This window comes from Paenibacillus sp. FSL R7-0198, from assembly GCF_038000415.1.
GTDB lineage: Bacteria > Bacillota > Bacilli > Paenibacillales > Paenibacillaceae > Paenibacillus.
Genome location: NZ_JBBOCB010000001.1, coordinates 6,022,016 through 6,044,034, shown reverse-complemented (window position 1 = coordinate 6,044,034; position 22,019 = coordinate 6,022,016). Strand labels below are relative to the sequence as shown.

Annotated in this window: 17 protein-coding genes; 3 read left to right on the top strand and 14 right to left on the bottom strand. The window is 46.4% G+C overall.

Features of this window, described 5'->3' with window-relative positions:
* Nucleotides 1-74 precede the first annotated feature (74 nt).
* The 3 genes from MKY87_RS26535 to MKY87_RS26525 all read right to left on the bottom strand — a co-directional run bounded on the left by MKY87_RS26535 (nt 75) and on the right by MKY87_RS26525 (nt 1,971).
* Entirely contained in the window at nt 75-695 is a 621-nt protein-coding gene (locus MKY87_RS26535) for a TraX family protein (RefSeq protein WP_339784660.1), read from the bottom strand.
* Nucleotides 696-772: 77 nt separating this feature from the next.
* Nucleotides 773-1,372, bottom strand: coding sequence for a GNAT family N-acetyltransferase (locus MKY87_RS26530; protein WP_340966855.1), 600 nt, complete (start codon nt 1,370-1,372; stop codon nt 773-775).
* 125 nt (nt 1,373-1,497) lie between these two features.
* Nucleotides 1,498-1,971, bottom strand: coding sequence for an RbsD/FucU family protein (locus MKY87_RS26525; RefSeq protein WP_074094514.1), 474 nt, complete (start codon nt 1,969-1,971; stop codon nt 1,498-1,500).
* Nucleotides 1,972-2,231: 260 nt separating this feature from the next.
* On the opposite strand from MKY87_RS26525, the gene MKY87_RS26520 reads away from it, so the two are divergent.
* Both MKY87_RS26520 and MKY87_RS26515 read left to right on the top strand, forming a co-directional pair.
* Nucleotides 2,232-2,654 (top strand): MarR family winged helix-turn-helix transcriptional regulator, encoded by a 423-nt coding sequence (locus tag MKY87_RS26520; RefSeq protein WP_340908286.1) that lies wholly within the window; start codon nt 2,232-2,234, stop codon nt 2,652-2,654.
* Nucleotides 2,655-2,684: 30 nt separating this feature from the next.
* Nucleotides 2,685-4,028, top strand: coding sequence for an MFS transporter (locus tag MKY87_RS26515; protein WP_340966854.1), 1,344 nt, complete (start codon nt 2,685-2,687; stop codon nt 4,026-4,028).
* Nucleotides 4,029-4,182: 154 nt separating this feature from the next.
* Here the strand turns inward: MKY87_RS26515 and MKY87_RS26510 are convergent, their stop codons facing one another.
* From MKY87_RS26510 to yicI, 4 genes are all read right to left on the bottom strand, one after another.
* Nucleotides 4,183-5,484: an MFS transporter gene (locus tag MKY87_RS26510; protein ID WP_338593740.1), complete on the bottom strand. Its 1,302-nt coding sequence runs from the start codon at nt 5,482-5,484 to the stop codon at nt 4,183-4,185.
* Between the two features lie 82 nt (nt 5,485-5,566).
* Nucleotides 5,567-8,518 (bottom strand): glycoside hydrolase family 3 C-terminal domain-containing protein, encoded by a 2,952-nt coding sequence (locus tag MKY87_RS26505; RefSeq protein ID WP_340966851.1) that lies wholly within the window; start codon nt 8,516-8,518, stop codon nt 5,567-5,569.
* Between the two features lie 19 nt (nt 8,519-8,537).
* Nucleotides 8,538-9,548 (bottom strand): phosphotransferase family protein, encoded by a 1,011-nt coding sequence (locus tag MKY87_RS26500; RefSeq protein WP_340966849.1) that lies wholly within the window; start codon nt 9,546-9,548, stop codon nt 8,538-8,540.
* Nucleotides 9,549-9,624: 76 nt separating this feature from the next.
* Entirely contained in the window at nt 9,625-11,943 is a 2,319-nt protein-coding gene (gene yicI / locus MKY87_RS26495; RefSeq protein WP_340966848.1) for an alpha-xylosidase, read from the bottom strand.
* Nucleotides 11,944-12,115: 172 nt separating this feature from the next.
* On the opposite strand from yicI, the gene MKY87_RS26490 reads away from it, so the two are divergent.
* The gene (locus MKY87_RS26490; RefSeq protein WP_339309097.1) at nt 12,116-13,036 is read left to right on the top strand and encodes an AraC family transcriptional regulator; all 921 of its coding nucleotides are present in this window, start codon (nt 12,116-12,118) and stop codon (nt 13,034-13,036) included.
* A gap of 156 nt (nt 13,037-13,192) precedes the next feature.
* On the opposite strand, the gene MKY87_RS26485 is transcribed toward MKY87_RS26490, so the two are convergent.
* From MKY87_RS26485 to MKY87_RS26455, 7 genes are all read right to left on the bottom strand, one after another.
* The gene (locus MKY87_RS26485; protein WP_338593733.1) at nt 13,193-14,113 is read right to left on the bottom strand and encodes a hypothetical protein; all 921 of its coding nucleotides are present in this window, start codon (nt 14,111-14,113) and stop codon (nt 13,193-13,195) included.
* Nucleotides 14,114-14,348: 235 nt separating this feature from the next.
* Nucleotides 14,349-14,501 (bottom strand): hypothetical protein, encoded by a 153-nt coding sequence (locus MKY87_RS26480; RefSeq protein ID WP_340966846.1) that lies wholly within the window; start codon nt 14,499-14,501, stop codon nt 14,349-14,351.
* The gene (locus MKY87_RS26475) at nt 14,494-16,356 is read right to left on the bottom strand and encodes an adenine deaminase (protein ID WP_340966844.1); all 1,863 of its coding nucleotides are present in this window, start codon (nt 16,354-16,356) and stop codon (nt 14,494-14,496) included. Before MKY87_RS26475 ends, MKY87_RS26480 begins: the two co-directional genes overlap by 8 nt.
* A 314-nt stretch (nt 16,357-16,670) precedes the next feature.
* A complete protein-coding gene (gene helD / locus MKY87_RS26470; protein ID WP_340966843.1) occupies nt 16,671-19,046 on the bottom strand; it encodes an RNA polymerase recycling motor HelD in 2,376 nt (791 codons plus the stop codon).
* Nucleotides 19,047-19,290: 244 nt separating this feature from the next.
* Complete coding sequence (locus MKY87_RS26465) at nt 19,291-19,752, bottom strand: pyridoxamine 5'-phosphate oxidase family protein (protein ID WP_340966842.1); 462 nt, start codon at nt 19,750-19,752, stop codon at nt 19,291-19,293.
* A gap of 178 nt (nt 19,753-19,930) precedes the next feature.
* On the bottom strand, nt 19,931-20,998 hold the full coding sequence (locus MKY87_RS26460) for an FUSC family protein (RefSeq protein WP_338593726.1): 1,068 nt from the start codon (nt 20,996-20,998) through the stop codon (nt 19,931-19,933).
* A 300-nt stretch (nt 20,999-21,298) separates the two neighbouring features.
* Nucleotides 21,299-21,970, bottom strand: coding sequence for an HD domain-containing protein (locus tag MKY87_RS26455; protein WP_340966841.1), 672 nt, complete (start codon nt 21,968-21,970; stop codon nt 21,299-21,301).
* Between the last annotated feature and the right edge of the window lie 49 nt (nt 21,971-22,019).

Below are 22,019 nucleotides of genomic sequence, written 5' to 3'. Positions count from 1 at the left end.
ACGAAGAGAAGCCATCTATCGTCATTCACTGACGATAAGATGGCTTCTTTTCTTTGCATTTTTGGATCATTCTTTTAGACCCATCGGATAATTGCAATGATGGCAAGATGCGCTGGATAGAAATAACGCCAGACCCAACGTGGCCCCTTCATACGGAATCCCGCTTGGTAATACTGAGCAATAGCAATGCCGGCGGTTGCGAGCACACTATACATTTGCACAGAGCTGTTATGCAGCAGAAGATATAGTGCATTTAACAAGACATGTGCCACGACAAGTACAGGACCCTGGAAATAACGGAATAACAGAACCAATAACAATCCGTACATCCCATAATCCATATGGCTAATTTCCATGAACCAACCTGCTCCAATGACAATCGGAATCCCCAGTAGTTTGGATGGCAATTTATCAATAACGAATAATACCAACAGGGCTGACCACAATGTCCATACCACGTTCAGAGAATAATGATTAAACGCAGCCATGAACGGCACCTGTGATATGATCGCGATCCAGAACAGCCGCCATATGTATTTTTGTACGTCGCGTGTATGTTTATAACCGATATACACTGCAAAAGCATAGATTGGAAAAGCGATACGACCTATGATCCTCAGTTCTATAATATGTGGAAAAAAGACAGCCCCTATATGATCAATTAACATCGTGATCATGGCAATCCACTGCATCATGTTGCGACTCCCCTCCCTTGTTGCCGACGACACGAGTGTGCCATTCATTCATATAGTGCGTCTTTTTGAGCAACCTCTTATACATTAAGTTCATAATACATGAATTTGGTATCCTGTGCATATCCTTCGGATTCATATAAAGCTTGCGCTTGTTTGTTACTTAACTCAGTTGAGAGTGATATACGAAGAACCCCTCGCTCAGATGCCAATTGCTTGGCTGCTTGCAAGAGCTTCCTGGCAATGCCTTGCTGACGATAATCCGGATGCACATATAGATCATTAAGCACCCAGACAGGCCCCATCGATACTGAACTGAAACTGGGATACAGCTGAACGAATCCGGTGCAAATTAAGCCATTCGAGATTGGCTTTTCTGCTACCAAAATCATCGATTCATGGCGTTCCATTCGTTCTCTAATATACTGACGTGCTGCCTCAATGTCAGCATTTTGGTTGTAGAACATCCTGTACTCATTGAACAAACGTCCCACTTCGTTACAATCAGGAAGATCCGCTTGTCTGATTCGGTGCTGCATTTCACTCAACTCCTCTGGAATGGAGACCATCGTCTCTTCGTTTGTATTTCTTTCAATTGTATAACAGTCCTTTCCATTTCCCCATTCATCATCTGCATCAAAATTTGTAGTATCTTGAGCAGTGAGCTGACATTCGTTCATGAGCGCTTCCAGTATGCTTCTTGCTATCAAGTCCATGCCAATTCTGTACGTTTTGTTATATTGACTTCGTATTGGTAAAAATAAAAAGGCGACCAAAGCATCCACTGCTCCGTCGCCATAATTATTCAGTTCGATTCAGCATTCTGCTGTTCCTGACCAGGATCAGTATCGGGGAAAATGACGCCTTTCTTCAAAATCAGATTGGCATATTGCGCGCGCTCACCAGTTGCAACAATCACATAGGCATTCGAAGCACGTTTATAAAAATCAAATCGCTCTTCATGATCAAAAGCATCCGTGATGCCTTCATATTCTTCAATCAACCGGCGGTAGTCTTCCCATATGATCGGGATCACCTGATCCCCTTTCACAACCTGCATGACAGCAGCGGGACGCTCAGCATAGGTATCGAGTGGATATAATTGCAGGATGGCATCCAGCAGTTCAACGACTCCCAGTGCATCACAGCGTACCAGTCGCTTGGCATGACTGGCTGCGGGGAAATTGCCATCCGCCAGAACCAACTCGTCTCCATGACCCATTTCGGACATGATTTTGAGTAACTCTGGAGGTATTATTGCGGGTATATTCTTTAGCATACACAGCTCTCCTTGTTCATCTCCAACATCAGTTAGAGCAAATTGGTTTGGTTTTCTCCATTCTTCAAGCACGCTAGACATTGATTCTATAAAAGCGATTTCATTACCATTCTAACAGTATTTTTAGATCATTGCACAGCGCACACGTACGTTCGATATGAGAATATTTCATTTTGACAAAAATACTTGTTTGACATATAGTTGTTATAACAACTAATTAATTGGGACATTTTATTATGGAAGCGAGGTCTAGCAATCACATGGACTATACACTGGAACAATCTGTTGGATTCATGCTGGGTTTCACACATCGTAAAGCTGTAGCTTTACTTGCGACGCGATTCAAACCTTATGATATTACGACAGAGCAATTTTCTGTTCTCTTTAATGTTGACCGCGGTGAAGGTGTGAATCAGAAGGAGCTCGCTGCACGTGTCTTCAAAGACCAACCCACCACTGCGCGGATTATTGATCTGCTTGAGAAAAAAGGTTGGGTAGAACGCCGGACCAGCGAACAGGATCGCAGAGCCTACCTGTTATATCTCACCATGGAAGGCAAAGCGTTAATTGATATCCTCGTACCGATTGAAAGAGAAATGAATAAAGAACTTGCTGAAGGTATATCTGAAGACCAGATGGAAGCATTTAAACATACTCTTTCCCTCATTAACCGCAACTTGTAATGAATCACAACTCAGGGGGAATACATCATCATGAAAGAACAATCTACACAACAAGTTAGACTATGGACCACCGATTTTATACTGCTGATGCTGTGCAACTTCTTGTTGTTCTTGCAACTGCACATGATCGTCTCTCCGCTTCCGTCCTACGTTCAGGAGCGATTTCACGCCAATGCATTTGAAGTAAGTTTATTCACCTGTCTGTTTGCACTAAGTGCCATTGCAGCCCGTCTCTATTCCGCGAAAGCACTGGAGAAGGGCCTTCGTAACGCCATGATCTATATCGGCCTGTCCGTAGCCCTGCTGGCAACGCTCGGCTATTATTTTGCTGCCGGTATAGCCGTGCTTTTATTGCTGAGAATGTTGTTTGGTATCGGGTTTGGTATGAGCAGTACCGCTTTTCCAACGATGGCCTCGGACATTGTGCCCGTCAAACGAATGGGTGAAGGCATGGGTTACTTTGGGCTATCGACTAGCCTGGCTATGTCTATGGGACCAATCATTGGGGTCACTCTGCTACAGGGTGCTGGATTTGTAACCCTGATGTTATGTACTGCGGGTGTCCTCGCTGTGATCTATCCACTGAGTTATTCGCTGACACGCAAAAAAGCAGTCAGAACCGATAACAGTGAAAATATCATGCCACAAGCTACAACAAGTGCTTCAGGGTCCAATCCAAAACAGAAGACACCTTTCAATCGTAAGCTGATTCTGCCAAGTGTGCTGAACTGCCTGTTATCCATCACCTATGGTGGGCTTGTCGGATTCATCGTTTTGTATGGCAAGGAAGCCAATCTGGCCAATCCTGCGCTGTTCTTTTTGTTCAATGCACTCGCCGTGTTATTGGTTAGACCATTTGCAGGGCGGATCTATGACAATAAAGGTCCAAAAGCACTGCTCATTCCAGGGGCAATATTCGTTGCTGTCGGCCTCATTCTGCTCTCGTATGCAACCTCCATGTCTGTCCTGTTCATTGCTGCCTTTATCTACGGGATCGGTTATGGTTCCATGCAGTCGTCTCTGCAGACCTGGATGATTCAAGTTGTATCTCCTACTCAGCGGGGTATGGCTAACGGTATGTTTTTGAACTCGCTGGATCTGGGTATTGCAACCGGCGCCCTTCTTCTTGGCGCCATTGCGGCCATAACCAGTTACACCGATATGTATCGATATTCCGTAATGTTTATGATTCTGTTCTTGCTTATATATCTGATTCAGGGAAAACGAAGCGGCAGCTTCTCCATTGAACCTCATGCTCTGCTCGCTCATACTCATATCACTGCAACGGAACCACCTCAAGATCAATCCAAGAATTCAGAATCTGGAGCCGGCAACACCGAAACTAGCCAGTCGAATATAAGCAAACACGAATGATTGGTTAACGTCATTCTGAACATAAAAACGCGTTTACACCGAGAAAGCAAATTCATCCGCTTTCTTAGGCGTAAACGCGTTATTTTATTGGAACAGATCTGAATGTTAAAGTGAAGACACCATGGAAATGAATGTAGCATACAGCACCATCTATCTAAAATGGACTTCTCTTGCGACCTATGGAAGCATACCCTCTACTCGTCTCGATCACATCCATAGATGTTTCATCCTGTTTCTGCTTGCTTCCTGAAGTAGGTTGGTCTCCCTTATCCGGCTTAACTGCGAATAATGTGAGCAATCCGCCCACTGCGCCAGACGCAGCGAGCACACCAAAAAGCAAAAAATGATGAGAACCGATCAGCAAAGAAACGACAGGTGGACCGAGAGATACCCCAATGAATCGCATGCTGCTGAACAGAGCCGTGATTGTGCCCCGCTGTTTTTTGTCCACGCCTTCTGTAATCAAGGCATCCAGACATGGTAACGTTGCACCTATTCCGGCACTTCCCAATGTGAAAAGACCTACTACAACATAGATATTATCGAATAAACCTATAACGCCAAGGGATACCGTCAGAAGCGCAAGTCCTGTGAAGCCAAGCCATTTCATTCGTGTTTTGTTCTTGCCAATCCACTTCCCTGCCAGGAAAGAAGACAGACATAACGCTGCCAGCGGAATCGCAAGGACAAGTCCTTTAAGAACACCTTTCAGGGCGAATTCGCTCTCCAGCGTCTCGGATAGATAATATAACACACCAAAGATGACAAACATGCAAATACCGCCGATTGCAAACAACGCATACAACCAGCGTCCCTTTTCTTTCAATACGTCACGAATCGATGCCACAAATTCAGGAAAGGTGGGAGGCTTTTCTTTTTTCCGGGGAGTCTTCACCAGAAAAATAACAAGAACCAGCGAAAGCACACAAAGTATAGGAATAGCCATGAATGGCGCATACCACAACCAGACCGCCAGCGCTGCACCCAGAATCGGACTTATGACTTTACCGAACGTATTTGAGGTCTCAATGATACCCAGGCTTTTGCTAACTTCGTTTTCATCATTGAACATGTCCCCAACCAACGGGATAACGATAGGAAATGCGCCGGCAGCACCTATTCCCTGCAATAACCTGCCACCCAGAATGGTCCAGTAGGCTATGTTTCCGTTCAGCATCCATGCTGCCACACCAGCGACAGCACCTCCGACGGCTGCAATAACGAGGCTGGGAATGATAACTGCTTTTCTGCCAAAACGATCCGACAAGTACCCTGCAAGAGGAATAAGCAGGATGGCAACTACAGCGTAGACTGTAATGAGCATACTGACCTTAAATGCAGATACCTTCAACTCACGTTCAATCTGTGGCAGGATCGGTATAAGCATGGAATTACCCAAGGTCATAATTAAAGGGATGGAAGCAAGTGCGACGAGGTCCCACTTTTTATCGTTCATACCACAACCACCTTTACAGATTCTACACACAACAGCATTATTGTGCTTGTTTCGGAGGTTGATTATGCAGGACATGCTACAACTACAACAATCTAAAGTGCCGTAACGCTGCTCCACCTTTGAAAATAATATATAGCTCATTCACCTTATTTGACGCCTCAAGCGAACACTGTACCGTTGTCCACTTGATATCTTTCCCGTTCACACTGCCTCCAGGTCCAGATACTTCACACACACCGAGCAGTTCGCCCTCCATTCCTCCAGAACGAATCTCCAGTCTGCCCTCTTCCCCAAAAGCTGCCACTCTGGCTTCAAATCCTTTTACTTCCTGAACAGCATTATGGTGAAAAGCGATCCAGGATGACTGACCATCTCGATATAAGGGTTCTTTCCGAGTGATTGCCCGAACTGCCGAACGTCCTTCCAGACATTCATCCAACAGAACACCTGCACAAGCATCGTAATTCTCGGCAAAGGTAAGTAAGTGCAGCGGACGATCCGGAATCGTCTCACCTTCAATCTCAATATCAGCCGACTGGCGGATATCTGCGGAAGAACGCCCTGCCAGGATGGCCCAGGTCGCTGTCTCCAGGCAGTATCGATCTCGGGTAACATCCCATAGCGCCAGCTTCTGAACAGGAATCTCGAAACGTATCGTAACACGCGTCCCTGCTTTCAAATGGATACGACGAAAAGCAAGCAGTTGCTTCTGAGCGCGTTTCACACGCGAGGTATGTGAAGATCCATAGATCTGTACAACTTCATCACTGTCACGTTCACCTGTATTGTTTACCTCCACTTCAATCTTCAATTGATCTGTGGTGGTGGCTTCCGCCGGAGCACTGCGACTTACACGAATCGCTTCGTATTCGAATTCGGAATACGTCAGGCCATGACCAAATGCATATTGAACAGGTCCTTCATGATACATATAGGTCATGCCACTCTGAATAATGTCATAATCCATCACGTCAGGAAGCTGTGATTCATCTTCATACCATGTCATGTTTAATCTGCCTGCCGGGGCATAATGACCTAACAGCACATCTGCAAGAGCGTTCCCCAATTCCTGACCTGCATGTGTCATATACACGATTGCGCGGGCAATACCTTTCAACTCCTGCAAAGCAAATGGATAACTGCCCATAATCACAACCACCGTATTGGGATTGGCTTCACACACAGCTTTGACAAGCTCGACCTGACTCGGCGGAAGCAGCAGACTTGGGCGGTCAATTTCTTCTTTGCCGTTGATATATGGGCTGTTGCCAACAACAACGACAGATGCCTGACTGCTACGTGCAGCTTCTACGGCTTGTTGTATTCCGCTGGTCACAATATCAATATTGAATGCAGAAGGTATCTGTGTATTGCCTGGTGATTGACTTGCGTGTCCAGAGTCACCAATATCATTCGGGTTTGTATCTGTAGCTGTAGTTTGTTCTCCTTGTGGCCGGAGTGGTGATACAGCAGACTGTCCCTGATATTCGCTCAGTCCAACAGGGGTACCGTTCCACGTTCGCAAGGTGTTACTTCCATCTGTTAGAGGATCTATACGAACAACTTCCTTCACGAACCAGCCACCAATCTCCGGTGCGTTTGCCTGATAGATGCCTTGCTCGGTTAAGCTAACGTAACAGTTATTGTTCACACTTCTCAGCGTATGACTTCCCCAACCCCAATCCTGATGTATAAATTCGGTGGCCGTAGGTGCATTACCCTCTGGTACAGCGACGAGTGCACCTTCCGCACACAAGGTTATAACCTGACCGTTTGTTGTCTTCAACTGAATACGGTCATTCCCATCTGTATACGTTACGTCTGTTTGGGGTAGTCGATTACGCAATCCATCAAGGACGGATACACGATAAGGCAGTGTGCCACTGTACCAATCGGTATAGACAACATCGGCAAGTGGTCCAATGACACTGATCTTCTGTGATGCCTCTGGCTGCAACGGAAGCAATCCATCATTTTGGAGTAAAACAATGGATTCGGCAGCTGCACGATAACTGAGTTTAGCGTGCTGGGGTGCACATAATACCGACTCGGAAATAGACGCATAGGGGTTGAGTCCAGACCGATCTAGTTGTCCAAGTCGCATCCGCACACCAAAGATGTTACGAATCGCTCGGTCCAAATCAGCGATCTCCAACAGATTCTGATCGAGAGCAGCCTCCAGAGCAGATACGACAAGATCAACTTCATCCGTAAGACAATCCACTCCTGCCTTCAACGCACCTGCTGCTGATTCAGCATGGCTGGTATGATAACCGTGATAGTCTACCGTCTGAGACAGATCTCCTCCATCACATACAATAAAACCTGGCATCGCCCACTCGCCCTTAACCACATCATTCACATACGGACTCTCAATGGCAGGTGTACCATTAATGGAATTGTAAGCTGTCATCATGGACAAGGCTCCGCCTTCCACAAATGGTGTCTCAAATGCTTTTAAATAATATTCCCGCAGATTGCGCGGATCGATGCTGGATGAACAATTCAGCCGATCTTTCTCATTATTATTGGCAAAAAAGTGCTTTAATGTCGCGACCATTTTCAGATAAAAAGGATCATTTCCCTGCATACCTTTGACGAGAGCTGCCGACATTTCTCCCGTGAGGACCGGGTCCTCGCCATATCCCTCTTCCGTTCTGCCCCAGCGTGGGTCACGTTCCAGATCAACCGTTGGTGCCCACAAGGTTAACCCATGAACCTCAGGATTACGGTGATGGTATGCCCTCGCTTCATCACCAATGACGGAACCAATCTCCCGCATGAGCCTCGTATTCCAGGTACTTGATAGACCGAGAGGTTGCGGAAATACGGTTGCCTCCCCTTTCCATGCAACCCCGTGGGCAGCTTCACCCCCAACGTTGTAGGCTGGAATGCCCAGTCTTGGTACAGCTGCTTCGCGTGTAGGAATTAGTCTGATCTTCTCCTCCGTTGTCAATCGTGCAATCAGGTCATCCAACCTTTCCTCAAGTGAAAGTGACACATCCCACATCGGGTATTGATGATACTCCTTCATCCTTCATTCCCCCTGCGAATTAGTTAAGTCCAAGTTGCTTCCATTGCTCCAGTAAATCCAGCGTGCGCTGGTGATACTTCTGACCATCTTCAGGTTGATTGACCTGATGTTCATGAACGTAGGCATTAAAATATGAAGACAGTATTCGATAGGCAAGCCTGCGTGCCTGTCCTTCAGCGGATGAGTCCAGTGGACGATTATATCCTTCATGAAAAGCCACCGATTCTGACGACAATATGGCTTCAAACTCCCTGTCGGCAAACATGGAACGATCTCCGTCAATGATGGCTGCAATGTTCAGCTCACCATTTTCCTCATGAACAAGTACATTTGCTTCCCACAGGTCATTATGAACGAGTACCGGACGGGTCACTTGATCAAATAAGTCTTTATTTTGGATGAAAATAGCTGCGATCTCTTCTCCCACACCTGACATATAATCGACTTGTGCAGCTTTAAGTGCCGTTTCTTCTGCAAAAGAGTGCAGCACCTCGGACCATTGATCCGAGCCTTTAATCGTCCCATCTCCTTGCGGCCAGCCAAACGATGCACCCTCGATCTGATGCATGATGGCGGTATAGACGCCAAGCTGATGATACAATCGCTCTTTGTCTATGTCTGAAATTGATGCGTGATCCAGCTGCTTACTCGGAATAAACTCCATAAACATGTACGTTCTTGGAATGATGGATCCGCTATCATCACAGGCGATAATGTTTGGAGCAGGAATGCCTGCTTTACGGTAATATTCATACACAATCGGTTCAGCCGCCATCATGGTGCGTTCAAACGAAAATAGGGGATCACTTGCAGAACCGGCCGCCATCTCTCCCCGCTCTGGAGCCAAACGTAAAATCACATCCGTATAGGATGTATGTTCAAGTTGAATCCGATAGGTTGTATTAAAAAGTCCACCTTGCAGGAGACCAAACTTCTTCACTTTGGTATCGCTTCCAAAATTAATTTCTACCAGATGATGCAGCATGTCTGCTGATATCGTGCAGTGCAAACCGGAATTCATTGTACTCATTTCATTCAATCTCCTATCATCGTAGACAAACAGACGGCACCTTTTCGGCACCGTCCTTTTCTTTTACTATATCATTTTACAGTTGGATTGTAAGCGCGCTTGCGCCTTTTGCTGCCGTAACGACAACACCATTTGCACCAGACACTTGGGAACCACCTTCAACGCTGGATACACTTTCAATGCCGCGAAGTACGATGTTCCAAGGTTTACCTGCACCTTCAGCACGAACATCCAGCACTGATCCATTACGTGTAACGTTAACTGTCAGCTCCTGCTCTGCCGCTTGGTTCACAACGACAGCTTGAGCCGTTTGACCATCAGCCAGTTCGAACAAGTGCAAGGACACATCATTCGCAAAGTCGTAATCCGGTTTGTTATCCACCGCACCCACAGCGATCAAGCTATTTGGTTTAACCATCATTGGCAGTGTTTTGAAGTCATGGTTTTCACTGATCCAGCGTCCACCTTGTACTTTCGCTCCTGTCAGATAGTTCGTCCAAGTTCCTTCAGGCAGGTAATAACGCACATCACCTTCCTTGTTGAAGATTGGAGCCACCAGAATCGAGTCACCAAACATGTATTGCGTATCCAGGCTGTATGTTGTTGGGTCCTCTGGGAAGTCCAGCAGCATAGCGCGCATCATCGGAATACCTTTTACCGTTGACTCTACCGCAGAATTGTACAGGTACGGCATCAGGCTGATTTTGAGTTTGGTAAAGTCACGGACAACGTCCACGGACTCCTCGTCAAACAACCAAGGCACACGATACGAAGTGCTTCCGTGCAAGCGGCTGTGTGAAGATAACAGTCCGAATTGTACCCAGCGTTTGTATACGTCAGGGCTCGCTGTGCTTTCAAAACCACTGATATCATGGCTCCAGAATCCGAAACCGGAAAGCCCCAGTGAGAGACCACCGCGAAGCGATTCAGCCATGGATTCATAAGTGGAAGAACAGTCACCGCCCCAGTGAACCGGGAACTGTTGACCACCTGCTGTTGCAGAGCGTGCAAACAGGGCAGCTTCGTTTTTGCCAATCTTCTCTTCGAGCAATTCAAATACAGCTTTGTTATAGAGCTGTGTATAATAGTTGTGCATTTTAACCGGATCAGAACCATCAAAGTATACAACATCCGTTGGAATTCTTTCACCGAAGTCGGTCTTGAAGGAATCTACACCTTGATCCAGCAGGACTTCCAGTTTGCTCTTATACCAATTCACAGCATCCGGATTCGTGAAATCCACCAGAGCCATGCCTGCTTGCCACATATCCCATTGCCATACGCTGCCATCGGCTGTTTTGACCAGATAACCGTTCTCCATACCTTCATCGAACAAGTAGGATTTTTCTGCAATATATGGATTGATCCAAGCACAGATTTTAAGACCCTTTTCTTTCAGACGTGCAAGCATGCCTTCCGGATCCGGGAACATTGCTTCATCCCATACGAAATCAGACCATTGGTATTCCTTCATCCAGAAGCAGTCAAAATGGAATACAGACAGCGGAAGATCACGTTCAGCCATACCATCTACAAAATGGTTAACCGTTGCTTCATCATAATCCGTTGTGAATGAAGTTGTCAGCCACAGACCAAAAGTCCATGCCGGTGGAAGCGCTGGTTTACCTGTTAAATTCGTATAATTATCAAGTACATCTTTCGGATTGTCACCGCCGATAATGAAGTATTCCAGAGTCTCTCCTTCTACGCTGAACTGCACTTTTGATACATTCTCAGATGCAATCTCGTATGATACGCGTTCAGGATGGTTTACAAATACACCATATCCTTTATTGGACAGGTAGAATGGAATGTTCTTATAGGACTGTTCACTGCTTGTACCGCCGTCCTCATTCCAGGTATCTACGATTTGGCCATTCTTAACAAACGGTGTGAAGCGCTCACCGAGTCCGTAAACGTATTCACCAATACCGAGATCCAGCTGTTCGCGGAAGTACGCTTCCTTGCTTGGACCTGTAATATAACCAGCAGCTCTTTGACCACTACCAGTAATCCGTTTCCCTCCATACAGGAAGCTAATGTCCCAACCGTTTGTTTTGTCGATTTGAACTTCCAGATTGCCACTTTTCAAAACAGCACCCTGTTCATTTTTTGAGATCTCAACGTTAGCTTCTTGTGTGTTAAGCTCAAATACAGGCCCTTTTTTCACTCCGCCTTTATGGTGATTCAAGGTTACACGGATAACGTTAGGCATAGGTGAGCTGTACGTTGCTTTCAGCAATGTACCATTCAATGTGTCGCCTTTGGTACGAATATATTTAGTTGCCGCATATACGGTCACAGCATTGTCTTTTTGCACAATATCACGAATGTCAGTCGGGTTTTGAATCTGGTACCCTTCACGAGTCATCCAGAATCCATCAGTAAATTTCATGTTTTCTTTCCCCCTTTGGTTATATTATAATAATATTGATATTAATAACGAATTTCTTCTCTTATTTTGACCAAATATATCACGATTTTGATAATAACTATCCGATTCTTTAGTATCAAGACCAATCTATGGGAACGATTACATTAATAATGATATAAAAGGAGAAACTGATATGGAACGTGAACGATTACGGGAAGACCGGATTCACGGCAATGCCATGTATCCCGTCAGTGTGTACCCGGATATTCAGCAACTCAATGGAGATAGCATTCTCGATTGCCATTGGCATGATGAGATGGAGTTCACCATGGTGACAAAGGGCTGCGCCGTCTTTCAGATTGATATGAACACTGTTGAGGTTCAAGCTGGAGAAGCGATTTTCATCAATCGAGGTGAGATTCATGCGGGGTATCTGAAGGGCGATGTTCCCTGCGTATTCTCTTCCATTGTATTTAATCCCGAGCTGCTCGGCAGCCGCACCTTCGATACGGTCCAAGAGAAATTCATCGGTCCACTGGTACGCAAAACGGTGATTCCCCCCAGTCATATCAAGGCAGATGAGGATTGGGGACAAGAAATTCTGGATCTCCTGAAACGTATCTTTGCGGACCATGCTACCCGAACCGAAACGTGTGAAATGTCAACAAAAGCGTACCTGTACCTCATATTTGCCCGAATGTTCGAACATATGAGACCTGCTCCGCTCAAAGGCACCGTGGCTACAGGGAGTCATGACAAGGTAGAGCGCCTGAAATCCGTGCTCGGTTATATCCACAAGCGTTATCCTGAACCATTGAAGCTGAAAGAACTGGCCGATGAAGCCAATATGAGCGAAGGACACTTCTGCCGTTTCTTCAAACAGATGGTGCAGAAAACCCCGGTTGATTACATTAACTATTACCGTGTTCAACAGGCCTGTGTTCAGCTTGAGAATACGGACCACAAGATTGTTGATATCGCCATGGATGTGGGTTTTGAGCATCTAAGTTACTTCATCACTACATTTAAAAAACATAAAGCCACTACACCTTCACAGTATCGCAAAATGTTCTATGAGAACGTAGGAATGGAGTCTGCCCTGGTTCAGGTGTAAAAGAAGAAGGTGCTCACAGCGATTCAGCTGCAAACACCTTCTTTATCACTTCCAATTCCCAAGAACTAACAAGATAAGGTTCTGATGCATGTTGTCTCAGCTAGAACTCATTTCATGTGCTGCTACAAGAACTGCGCTAAGGAATTTATTGATGTCTCACTTTTTCAGCGTCTTCCATGAAGTGTACTCATGTACGGAGAAACCGTTAAAGGACGCATGTACTGAAGCCATTTTTTCGACCAACTTCAATTGTGCTTCCATATAAGCAGATCCCTCTTCATAAAAAGTAATGAAGTCGCCTTCCTTGCTTTGCTTTGTTTCCACGGCGATCGAGATCGTCTTGCCGAGCAGAGCTGCTTCTGCAAGTTCATCCTTCGCTACACTATAGATTGCAGCAGCTGTATCGCGGTAAGCCATAATGGTGATGGAATCAAACTTGCGAATCATCCAACTGCTTACGGCCATCGTGGAACCCGGAATTTTGTAGTTATCGAGCCAGAAAGGCAGATCGGCCGCTACCGGCATCTTCATCCGTGATGCTCGCTCAACAATGTACTCCACATTTCCTTGCCACTGGGTAATTACACTGGCCTGATTGATTTTCCACTGCGGATGCACATGGGGCTCAATATCCAGATGGATACCAGCAAACTTCTCATTAGGCAACGCCTGCGCCTGATAGGCCTCGATCCAGTCCAGGAAAGATGCAATCTGCTCCCGGCTTTCCGTCAATCCCCACGCTGATCTTCCATCCATGACGTCAACCGCAATGTTTTTGGCTCTCGCTTGGCGAATAAAACTTTTATATTCAGGAATTTTTATATCCCGGTTCATCTGCAGATAGATCGTATTGATCTTGTTCGCTGTAGCGTAATTTAACACCTCTTGAGGATTACTTCGGATCTGGGTGGTATCCCACACCCATGTCGCTCTCACCGGTGCATCAAGTTTTCCATGAATCGTTGCATAACTGTCAACTGAACCATCCGCAATGGCTTTGGAAGAACAGGCTGTACTCGCACACAGGATCAAACAACTCAGTAATACGATAAAACGGTAACCCATTTTGCTTTTCATATTTGTACACTCCCTCTGAAGTTATCAGCTCTGACGTGCAAATCTGGATGAAATTGTGTCGTTTCATATTCATTTAATGGATATTTATTAGGTACGACGAATTTGGATTGCTTCTATATGCAATATCATCTTTAAGACTCACTACGAAAGAATCATATAACTATATTTCGGGAATTCGTAGTTCTGTATGTATAGTTCAAAAGTCACAATTATTCACTATTTTCTAAATTATCCCTTATTTCAGCATGACTTCAGTCATTATTGCCATATGTACACCAAGATCCAGAAGACCTAGAAAGCGGTTTCTTCCAAAATGCACAAAAAACCGCCCTAAGGCGGCTTTGCATGGTTCTCCATTTAATAATGCTCTAACAACATTTTCATTCATTACCCGATAGAGGAGCTACCGGGGTACCGTCCACCACTTCATCGAAAAGGGAAACCAGTTCAATACCTTCTGCCGAGATCCGCACAAGCCCCTTGTCGGACAATCGTAATTCTGGAATCACAACCAGTGCAAGCAAGGAAAGGGTCATGAACGCATTGTTCAACGTACATCCTGCCGACTGTAAAGCTTCACTGATTGCTGCCGATTGGGCTGCAACGACTTCGAAAGGCTCGGTTGACATCAAACCTGCAATCCGCAGCGGGAACTCAGTAACGCCTGCTGCTGTTACCATGGCTACCCCACCTTGCATGCGAATGACACGGTTGCCGGCTTCAGCCATCAGGGCATCATCATTACCGATAATCAAGAGGTTGTGACTATCATGAGCCACCGTCATCGCAATCGCTGCAGGTGATGTGAAGCCGATGCCTCCAACAAGAGCAACCGCCCGATTCCCGGTTTGTTTGTGACGCTCCAATACCGCAATTTTGCATACTTCCCCTGAAGTTGAAACTACAACCTTGCCGTTCTCTACCGTGACAGGCAGGTGTTTCTCCTTCGTGTCCACATGATTCTCCGTCACATGAATGATTTTGGCACCAATCGTACCCTCTGTAATCGGTGCAACCAGTTCCATATCTTCTGGCTGAATAGTAGCTTCCAACTTCACCGTGTTCAGCGCTTCTTCCGGGTACGTGAAGCTGTCCCAGACCGCCGTCATTTTCCCGTTCTCGGCTACTACTTGCCCGGCAGCAATTGTCATGCCCACACGTACATCCGCCAGTCGGCCGTCCAGCAGAATAATATCGGCTATATTGCCCGGAATAACCGCACCAATGTCGCGTGCTACACCGAAGCGCTCAGCTGTGTTAATGGTGGCCATCTGGAAAGCCGTGACCGGCTTCACACCTTGGGAAATTGCGAGACGAACTACAAAGTCCATATGTCCTTCTTTGAGCAGGGATTCAGAGCTTCGGTCATCCGTCACCAGCATCATTCGGCGTGTATCCAGTCCAAGCTCAGTGCAGGCTTTGATTGTCTCAGCCACATCATGCCATGCCGAACCTTGGCGCATCTTCGCATACATCCCGAGTCGCAGACGTTCGACCACATCTTCCTTGGTCACACATTCATGATCACCTGTAACCCCACTCGCGGCATACGCTGGCAGACGCCAGTCATCTGCAGCCCAAGTAAAGTGACCATCTGCCACTTTACCTGCCCGAAGGGTCGCCTGTATCTCACCGATCATCGTCTCGTCCCCGTAAACGACGCCAGGGAAGTTCATCACTTCACCAAGACCGATCATGTCCGGCCCCCAGGAAAGAGCCTCGGCTACCTCTTCTGGCCCGATATAAGCACCGGTAGTCTCCAGTCCCGGATGGGTTGAAGGCACACAGGAAGCCACCTGCATATAAGCAGCCATCGGTGTGGTCCGCGCTTCATCCAACATCAGTCTCAGACCTTTGAGACCTAGCACGTTAGAGATCTCATGCGGGTCAAAGAAACCTCCAGTCGTTCCTGATGGCAATACCGATCTCGCAAACTCGGTTACTTTCATCTGTGTACTTTCGATATGGCAGTGTCCATCCAGCAAACCAGGAGCGATATACTTCCCGTTCGCTTCAATAATCCGGGTATGTTCTCCGATCGTGTGGCTTACATCTTTACCGACATAAGCGATTCGAGCTCCCTGTACAGCTATGGACATCTCAGGCAAAATTTCACCCGATATCACGTTTACCAGTGTACCTCCCCGAATGACCAAAGTCGCCGGCAAATCTCCCCGTGCTGTAGCGACCAGATCCGGTACACAATCGGCCATAAGTGGCCGTTCAAAAGATGATTTGTTCATATTATTGCCTCCTTAAAATAAACGACCCAAAAAAAATATATTGTTACGATTATATGAGTCCAGACCTCATGTGTAAAGAAAAATCACATCCATTGTGCTTGAATACAAATTATGAAGTCATATTTATCCACGGGACCCAATCCTTACGAATTCACGTTAGGTATTTTCATTCCATACGACCACCTATATGGTTGGAACCTCAACATGTATACTGCTCTGGCTAAGTTAGCTTCTTCCCGATATATGTATCATATACAGAAAAGGCTCCCGTTCCATCGAACGGAAGCCCTTTTTATGCATATGAACTTGTTATGTCAGTCCACTTGTGCAGCAGATACCTTGTCAAGATCATACCATTCTTCCGACTGGGAGGTAATAAACGGACTCGGTGTGCCCACACAGTAAACATGCAGCAGATGCATCGCTCGCGTACAAGCGGTATAGAACAATTTGCGTTCATGTTCCTGGGCATACTGCTTCGCAGAGCCGTCATGGATCAGCACAGCATCGAATTCCACACCTTTGGCCAGATATGCCGGGATGACATGAACACCCTGCTCAAAAGCCAGTGTCGTTTTCTTGATTAACTTCGGTGCTGTGGGAAGCACTTTACTCAATGCAGCATGTACGTCTCTGCTCTCTTCGGCGGTCTTGCAGATGACTGCGACTGATTCATACCCTTCTTTAATCAAGTGCTGAAGGTCTGTGGTGATGACTTTCATATGACGCTCGGCATCCGAAGAAACGATCACTTTAGGCTTCTCGCCACTACGATTAAATGGAATAATCTCTTCCCCACCAGGCACCATGCCACGGGTAAACTCCACGATCTCCCGGGTAGATCGATAACTCCTGGTCAGTTCAATTACCTCTGTATTGTCTGGACCGTACAGGTTAGTCAAAGGTCCTGTTCCACTAAGAACGGAGGAGTGGGCATAGATTGCCTGATTAAAGTCACCGAGTGCTGTTATCTTCGCCCGAGGGAACAACCTCTTCATAAATGCCAACTGAAACGCAGAATAATCCTGGGCTTCATCAATAATGACATGACGGATATTGGAGTTAATATGGAATCCAAGCATCAGCTCACGCAGATACAAGTATGGCGTAATATCTTCATATGCCAGCTCCTGAAGCTTCAATCTGCGTAAAGTCATCTTACAGATTTCTTCCCATTGTGCTGGCAGCGCTTCGTCACCCAGCAGTCGCACCATCTGAGCCTGATCGTTGAACAGATGTGCATACAATTGTCTTATATCAACGAATCGCAAGGACTTGATCCATTTCCGCAACGGCTTAAGTCGGTCACTGACCACCATACGTGCCAGAATTTCTCTTTCCTGCTCGAAGTCATTAAACGTATGGGTCTTTCCCTTTTGCTTGCGCTTCAACCGTTGATAGGCACGTTGCAGATCCTCCGGCTCCATCAGATCCAGCTGCTGATCGACCCAAGGAGCATCCAGTTCACCTTTACCAAAAGCAGACAGTTCTTTCAGCATCCAGTCTCGCAACATCTCCAGTCGGCTGACCAGCTTAACGGATGACTCAAAACTGTAGAATTTCTCAGCCATAGCCTCTGACGTGACAATCGCTCGACCCTGGAAGCGAACGGGCTTGAATTTCATGCCGCTTGACAGCATGCTTTCCTTATATCGCGTAATCACTTTCAGGAAAGATTCCGATGACTTGAACCGAATGCTGGACATACGAACATCGTAATCGGGATCTTCCGTCCCCGTAAGTACATATTCGAGCTGAATAAACGGATCTTCCAATTGATACTCACGACCCAAACGGCGCTCCAGATACTCCTGGAAGGTCGTTTGCAGCATGTTTTCCTCCCCAAGCTCAGGCAGTACCGTGGAGACATAACTGTTAAACATCGGATTTGGTGAAAAAAGAACCATCTGATCCGCTTGCAGATGCTCGCGGTATTTATAGAGAAGATATGCCACACGCTGAAGCGCCGCGGATGTTTTACCACTGCCGGCTGCGCCTTGTACAATAAGCATGCGTGTCCGGTCATTGCGAATAATCCGGTTCTGCTCCTTCTGAATGGTCGCTACAATGCTCTTCATTTGTGCATCCGAAGTTCGACTGAGCACAGCCTGCAACAACGCATCACCAATGGTTACGCCTGTATCAAACATAAAGCGAATACGTCCGTCCCGAATGACAAACTGCCGCTTCATCTCTATATCACCGCTGATCTCCCCGCTTGGTGTATGATATGTGATCGGGCCTGGTGCTCCGTCATAATAGAGGTTGGAGATCGGTGCACGCCAGTCGTAGACCAGAAAGGATTCGTCTTTCTCGTCTAACAACGATGCGATACCCAGATATATGCGTTCCGCATTCGGGTATCCATCTTCCTTGAAATCAATCCGGCCAAAATACGGTGAATGATGCAATCGTTTCATTTTGTCCAGCGCAGCAGCTGTATTGAGATGGCTGCGCTCCCGATCGGACAGGACCTGTGACTGCTGCCGCATGCTGGTTGAAGTCTCCCCGACATCATCCGCTTCACTGAAGTTCATCGTAACTTCGTCCCAGAAGTCTTTTCTCATGCCAACCACTTCATCACGGAAAGAGCCGACTTCATCTTCTAACGTTGTGATCTTCCGCTCAATCTGATCGGTCACCATGTTGACCCGTTGTTGCTCTTCGCTCCATTGCTGCTCTGTACTCATATGTGAATAGCCCCTCTTTCCCCGGATTGTGTCCTCAAAATCCCATTTGACAAGCCCGAAAAGGCAATGGTATAATTATTAGAAAGTAAACATTTTAATTATATGTTAATTAGTTCTAATTTTCTGAAAACCATTTTTTATTGTACCAGTGACAACGTCCCGATGCAAGCGGAGGCGTTTTTTGTTGTTTTCTTTCTCATTATTACCCAATCACCGGGTCCTCAACTGATACAGCTCCTCATGCCTACTTTCGTAATTCTTCAATTGTCTCTTTCCAGCGTGTAATCGCTCCACGTTCATCTTTTAATTGAAAGGTTATTCCTGAAGTGATCTCCGCATATGGCGCGTGATCCACACGTACATGGAGCACTTTTGCTTCAAAACGATCCCTCGGATGAACAGCCCCCTTCATCTCAGGCAGCTGTTCTACTTCTATACGGATATGCAACAATCGCTGTCCTTGAACCGCAATCAAGGTAGCCTTGCCTGTTTTGCTCATGTTCATACTGGTCTGTGTACCTTGCCATAAAGCAAGTCTAAGCTGATGCGGATTGATCGCAATCACTTCCCCCATACTGATCATCGCCTGATGCGGCCATTGATCCTCAGATACGGTTAGCAGTTGCATGGCTTCATGCTGTTTATGCTCCAGATTTGTCCCACTCAACCATTCCATTAGTTCAGCGTCTAATTCCTCAATAATCATGTCTCTATCCCTCGGTTCGTTAATATTCATTCATGCCCTTCAGCCGTATGTATGACAAAACAACCCGGACGCGACGGTCCGGGCAATGTTGTAGTTCCATTGTATATGATCGCGAAGCGTGTATGCAATTCGCACTTAGAGGTTGTTCAAAAAGTCTACTTTTGATTACGAATCATGCCTAAGGCCACTTAAGCCAATTCAAAATTTTGTCCTGTGATTCTTTGTCTTCACTGGCGCTATGCACATGTTCGGCAAGTCGATTTAGACGTTCCAACTGATATCCGTAATCATAAATCGCAGCAGCCACGATCGACAATCGTAACATCCCTTCCTTGTCGATATCAAACTGGGTGATCGTCTGCTCCATGAAATGGTCATTATCCAATACAAACTGTGCGGCCTCTTCCCCATTAGGTTTCAGCTTATCCTCGAACTTGAGCAGTGCATGCTCATGGAATTTGATAACCAGTTCAAGATGTGAGTCAAAAAACTGATCCATGGCCGTTGTCCGCGGTGCCTGGAAATAGTGGCGTTCCACCGAATCCAGCACCTCATACCCTTTTTGCAAACTCAGCAGCATTTGTTTGTAGACCACCATCTGCCGAGTTTCGCTGAATTTCGAACGTTTCATCTTTTTCTGTTCCTCTTCGAACAAGTTATACTTGTCGGACAGAGACTTAATGGAACCGCCCAGGTTGCTTTTCTCCTCCCGGAATACAACTTCCTTGATCTCATCCGAGATCGAAGTTCGCAGAAGCAACGACATACCACTGAATACACTATGGATCTGCTTCACGAACTGAACCTTCGGTTTAGGAGGAAATACCGTAATGTTGATGAGAAACGCCGATACAATACCAACCAGTGTCAACAGAAAACGATTGAGTGCAAAATGCCAGTCACCCGATGCTTCCATAATGGATACAACCGTGACAAGTGTAAGGCCAACCGTCTCACCCATATTCAATTTAAGACAAATCATGATGACAAGTACAATAATTAATCCAACGGCGATTGGCTCATTGGACAACACCATGCCCCCCACCAGAGCGACAATAGCTCCCAGCGTGGTCGTTTGCAATTGATCCAGGAAGTATTTCCAGGAACGATAGATGGAAGGCTGCATGGCGAATATAGCCGCGATTGCGGCAGGCACGGGAGATTGCGGGTTCAAGAACAGGCTGCTTAGGTACAAGGCAAGCGTGACCGCGATCCCCGTCTTAAGTACACGTGCACCAAACGACATGGTGGTGACCCCTCCTCTTTACCGAACCTGAAATTTTACATTTGATAATCATGTTCATTATTACCCCATATTTCTTTTTTTGCCTGAATTCATTCAGGAGAACGATTTATTGTACCATGTAAGGTCTTTCGTTGCCATGTCATAAGTCAGAGGTATTATGAAATTGATTCCTTTATGTATGTTAATACACATTATTAACCCAAAAAGAAGCAAATCTTCAAAATGGATTTTCGCCACTTCAAAGATTCGCCTCTGTTATTTATGATACCTCTGTGGAATGCTCATGCTTATTATGCCTGCCTAACGGTCCGTGCCCTCCCATTCCCTTTTGAACTGGTCCACAAACTGCACCATATAATCATGACGCTGTTCCGCCAGCTCCTTGCCATAGGAGGTATTCATCAGATCCTTGAGCTTGAACAACTTCTCGTAAAAGTGATTTATCGTTGTGCTGCGCCCATTGCGATATTCCTCACGGGTCATCTGCTCCCGTGGGGGAAGGGACGGATCGTACATCTCGCGCCCTCTGGCGCCTGAAAAGGCAAAGGTTCGCGCGATCCCAATCGCACCCAGTGCATCCAGTCGATCCGCATCCTGAACAACCTGTGCTTCAAGCGAACGGACCGCAGGACGCTGGCCTCCCGCATATGAGATGGTGCTAATAATACCCACGACCTTATTACGCATATCCGGGTCAAGAGGTTGGGTATCCAGCCAGTTATTCAGTTTTGCCATCCCGGCTTCCAAGCTCTCATTCAGCTTCTCATCCGGTACATCATGTAATAATGCGGCCAGTTCGCAGACAAATGGATCTGCACCCATGCGGTGAGCGAGTTCAACTGAAAGTGCGGTTACCCGTTCAATGTGCGGCCAGTCATGACCATCACTATGCTTGGATGAGTCCCCTTGAACAAAGGATCGGGCGGCACGCAGAATAGCCTCTCCTGCCGTTATTCCATCTATGTTATGCATGTGCCCTAATTCCTGCAGATTCCCACCAGGTTGAAGAGGGTTCTCTGAC

Bases quoted from the DNA above. Each gene is read 5' to 3' on its own strand.
- MKY87_RS26460 (WP_338593726.1), bottom strand. From the start codon at position 20,998: ATGTCGTTTGGTGCACGTGTACTTAAGACGGGGATCGCGGTCACGCTT.
- MKY87_RS26525 (WP_074094514.1), bottom strand. From the start codon at position 1,971: ATGCTAAAGAATATACCCGCAATAATACCTCCAGAGTTACTCAAAATC.
- MKY87_RS26510 (WP_338593740.1), bottom strand. From the start codon at position 5,484: ATGAACGATAAAAAGTGGGACCTCGTCGCACTTGCTTCCATCCCTTTA.
- MKY87_RS26515 (WP_340966854.1), top strand. From the start codon at position 2,685: ATGAAAGAACAATCTACACAACAAGTTAGACTATGGACCACCGATTTT.
- yicI (WP_340966848.1), bottom strand. From the start codon at position 11,943: ATGAAATTTACTGATGGATTCTGGATGACTCGTGAAGGGTACCAGATT.
- MKY87_RS26480 (WP_340966846.1), bottom strand. From the start codon at position 14,501: ATGAATGAAAATGTTGTTAGAGCATTATTAAATGGAGAACCATGCAAA.
- MKY87_RS26490 (WP_339309097.1), top strand. From the start codon at position 12,116: ATGGAACGTGAACGATTACGGGAAGACCGGATTCACGGCAATGCCATG.
- MKY87_RS26500 (WP_340966849.1), bottom strand. From the start codon at position 9,548: ATGAGTACAATGAATTCCGGTTTGCACTGCACGATATCAGCAGACATG.
- MKY87_RS26535 (WP_339784660.1), bottom strand. From the start codon at position 695: ATGATGCAGTGGATTGCCATGATCACGATGTTAATTGATCATATAGGG.
- MKY87_RS26455 (WP_340966841.1), bottom strand. From the start codon at position 21,970: ATGCATAACATAGATGGAATAACGGCAGGAGAGGCTATTCTGCGTGCC.
- MKY87_RS26485 (WP_338593733.1), bottom strand. From the start codon at position 14,113: ATGAAAAGCAAAATGGGTTACCGTTTTATCGTATTACTGAGTTGTTTG.
- MKY87_RS26520 (WP_340908286.1), top strand. From the start codon at position 2,232: ATGGACTATACACTGGAACAATCTGTTGGATTCATGCTGGGTTTCACA.
- MKY87_RS26475 (WP_340966844.1), bottom strand. From the start codon at position 16,356: ATGAACAAATCATCTTTTGAACGGCCACTTATGGCCGATTGTGTACCG.
- helD (WP_340966843.1), bottom strand. From the start codon at position 19,046: ATGAGTACAGAGCAGCAATGGAGCGAAGAGCAACAACGGGTCAACATG.
- MKY87_RS26465 (WP_340966842.1), bottom strand. From the start codon at position 19,752: ATGATTATTGAGGAATTAGACGCTGAACTAATGGAATGGTTGAGTGGG.
- MKY87_RS26530 (WP_340966855.1), bottom strand. From the start codon at position 1,372: ATGAACGAATGTCAGCTCACTGCTCAAGATACTACAAATTTTGATGCA.
- MKY87_RS26505 (WP_340966851.1), bottom strand. From the start codon at position 8,518: ATGAAGGAGTATCATCAATACCCGATGTGGGATGTGTCACTTTCACTT.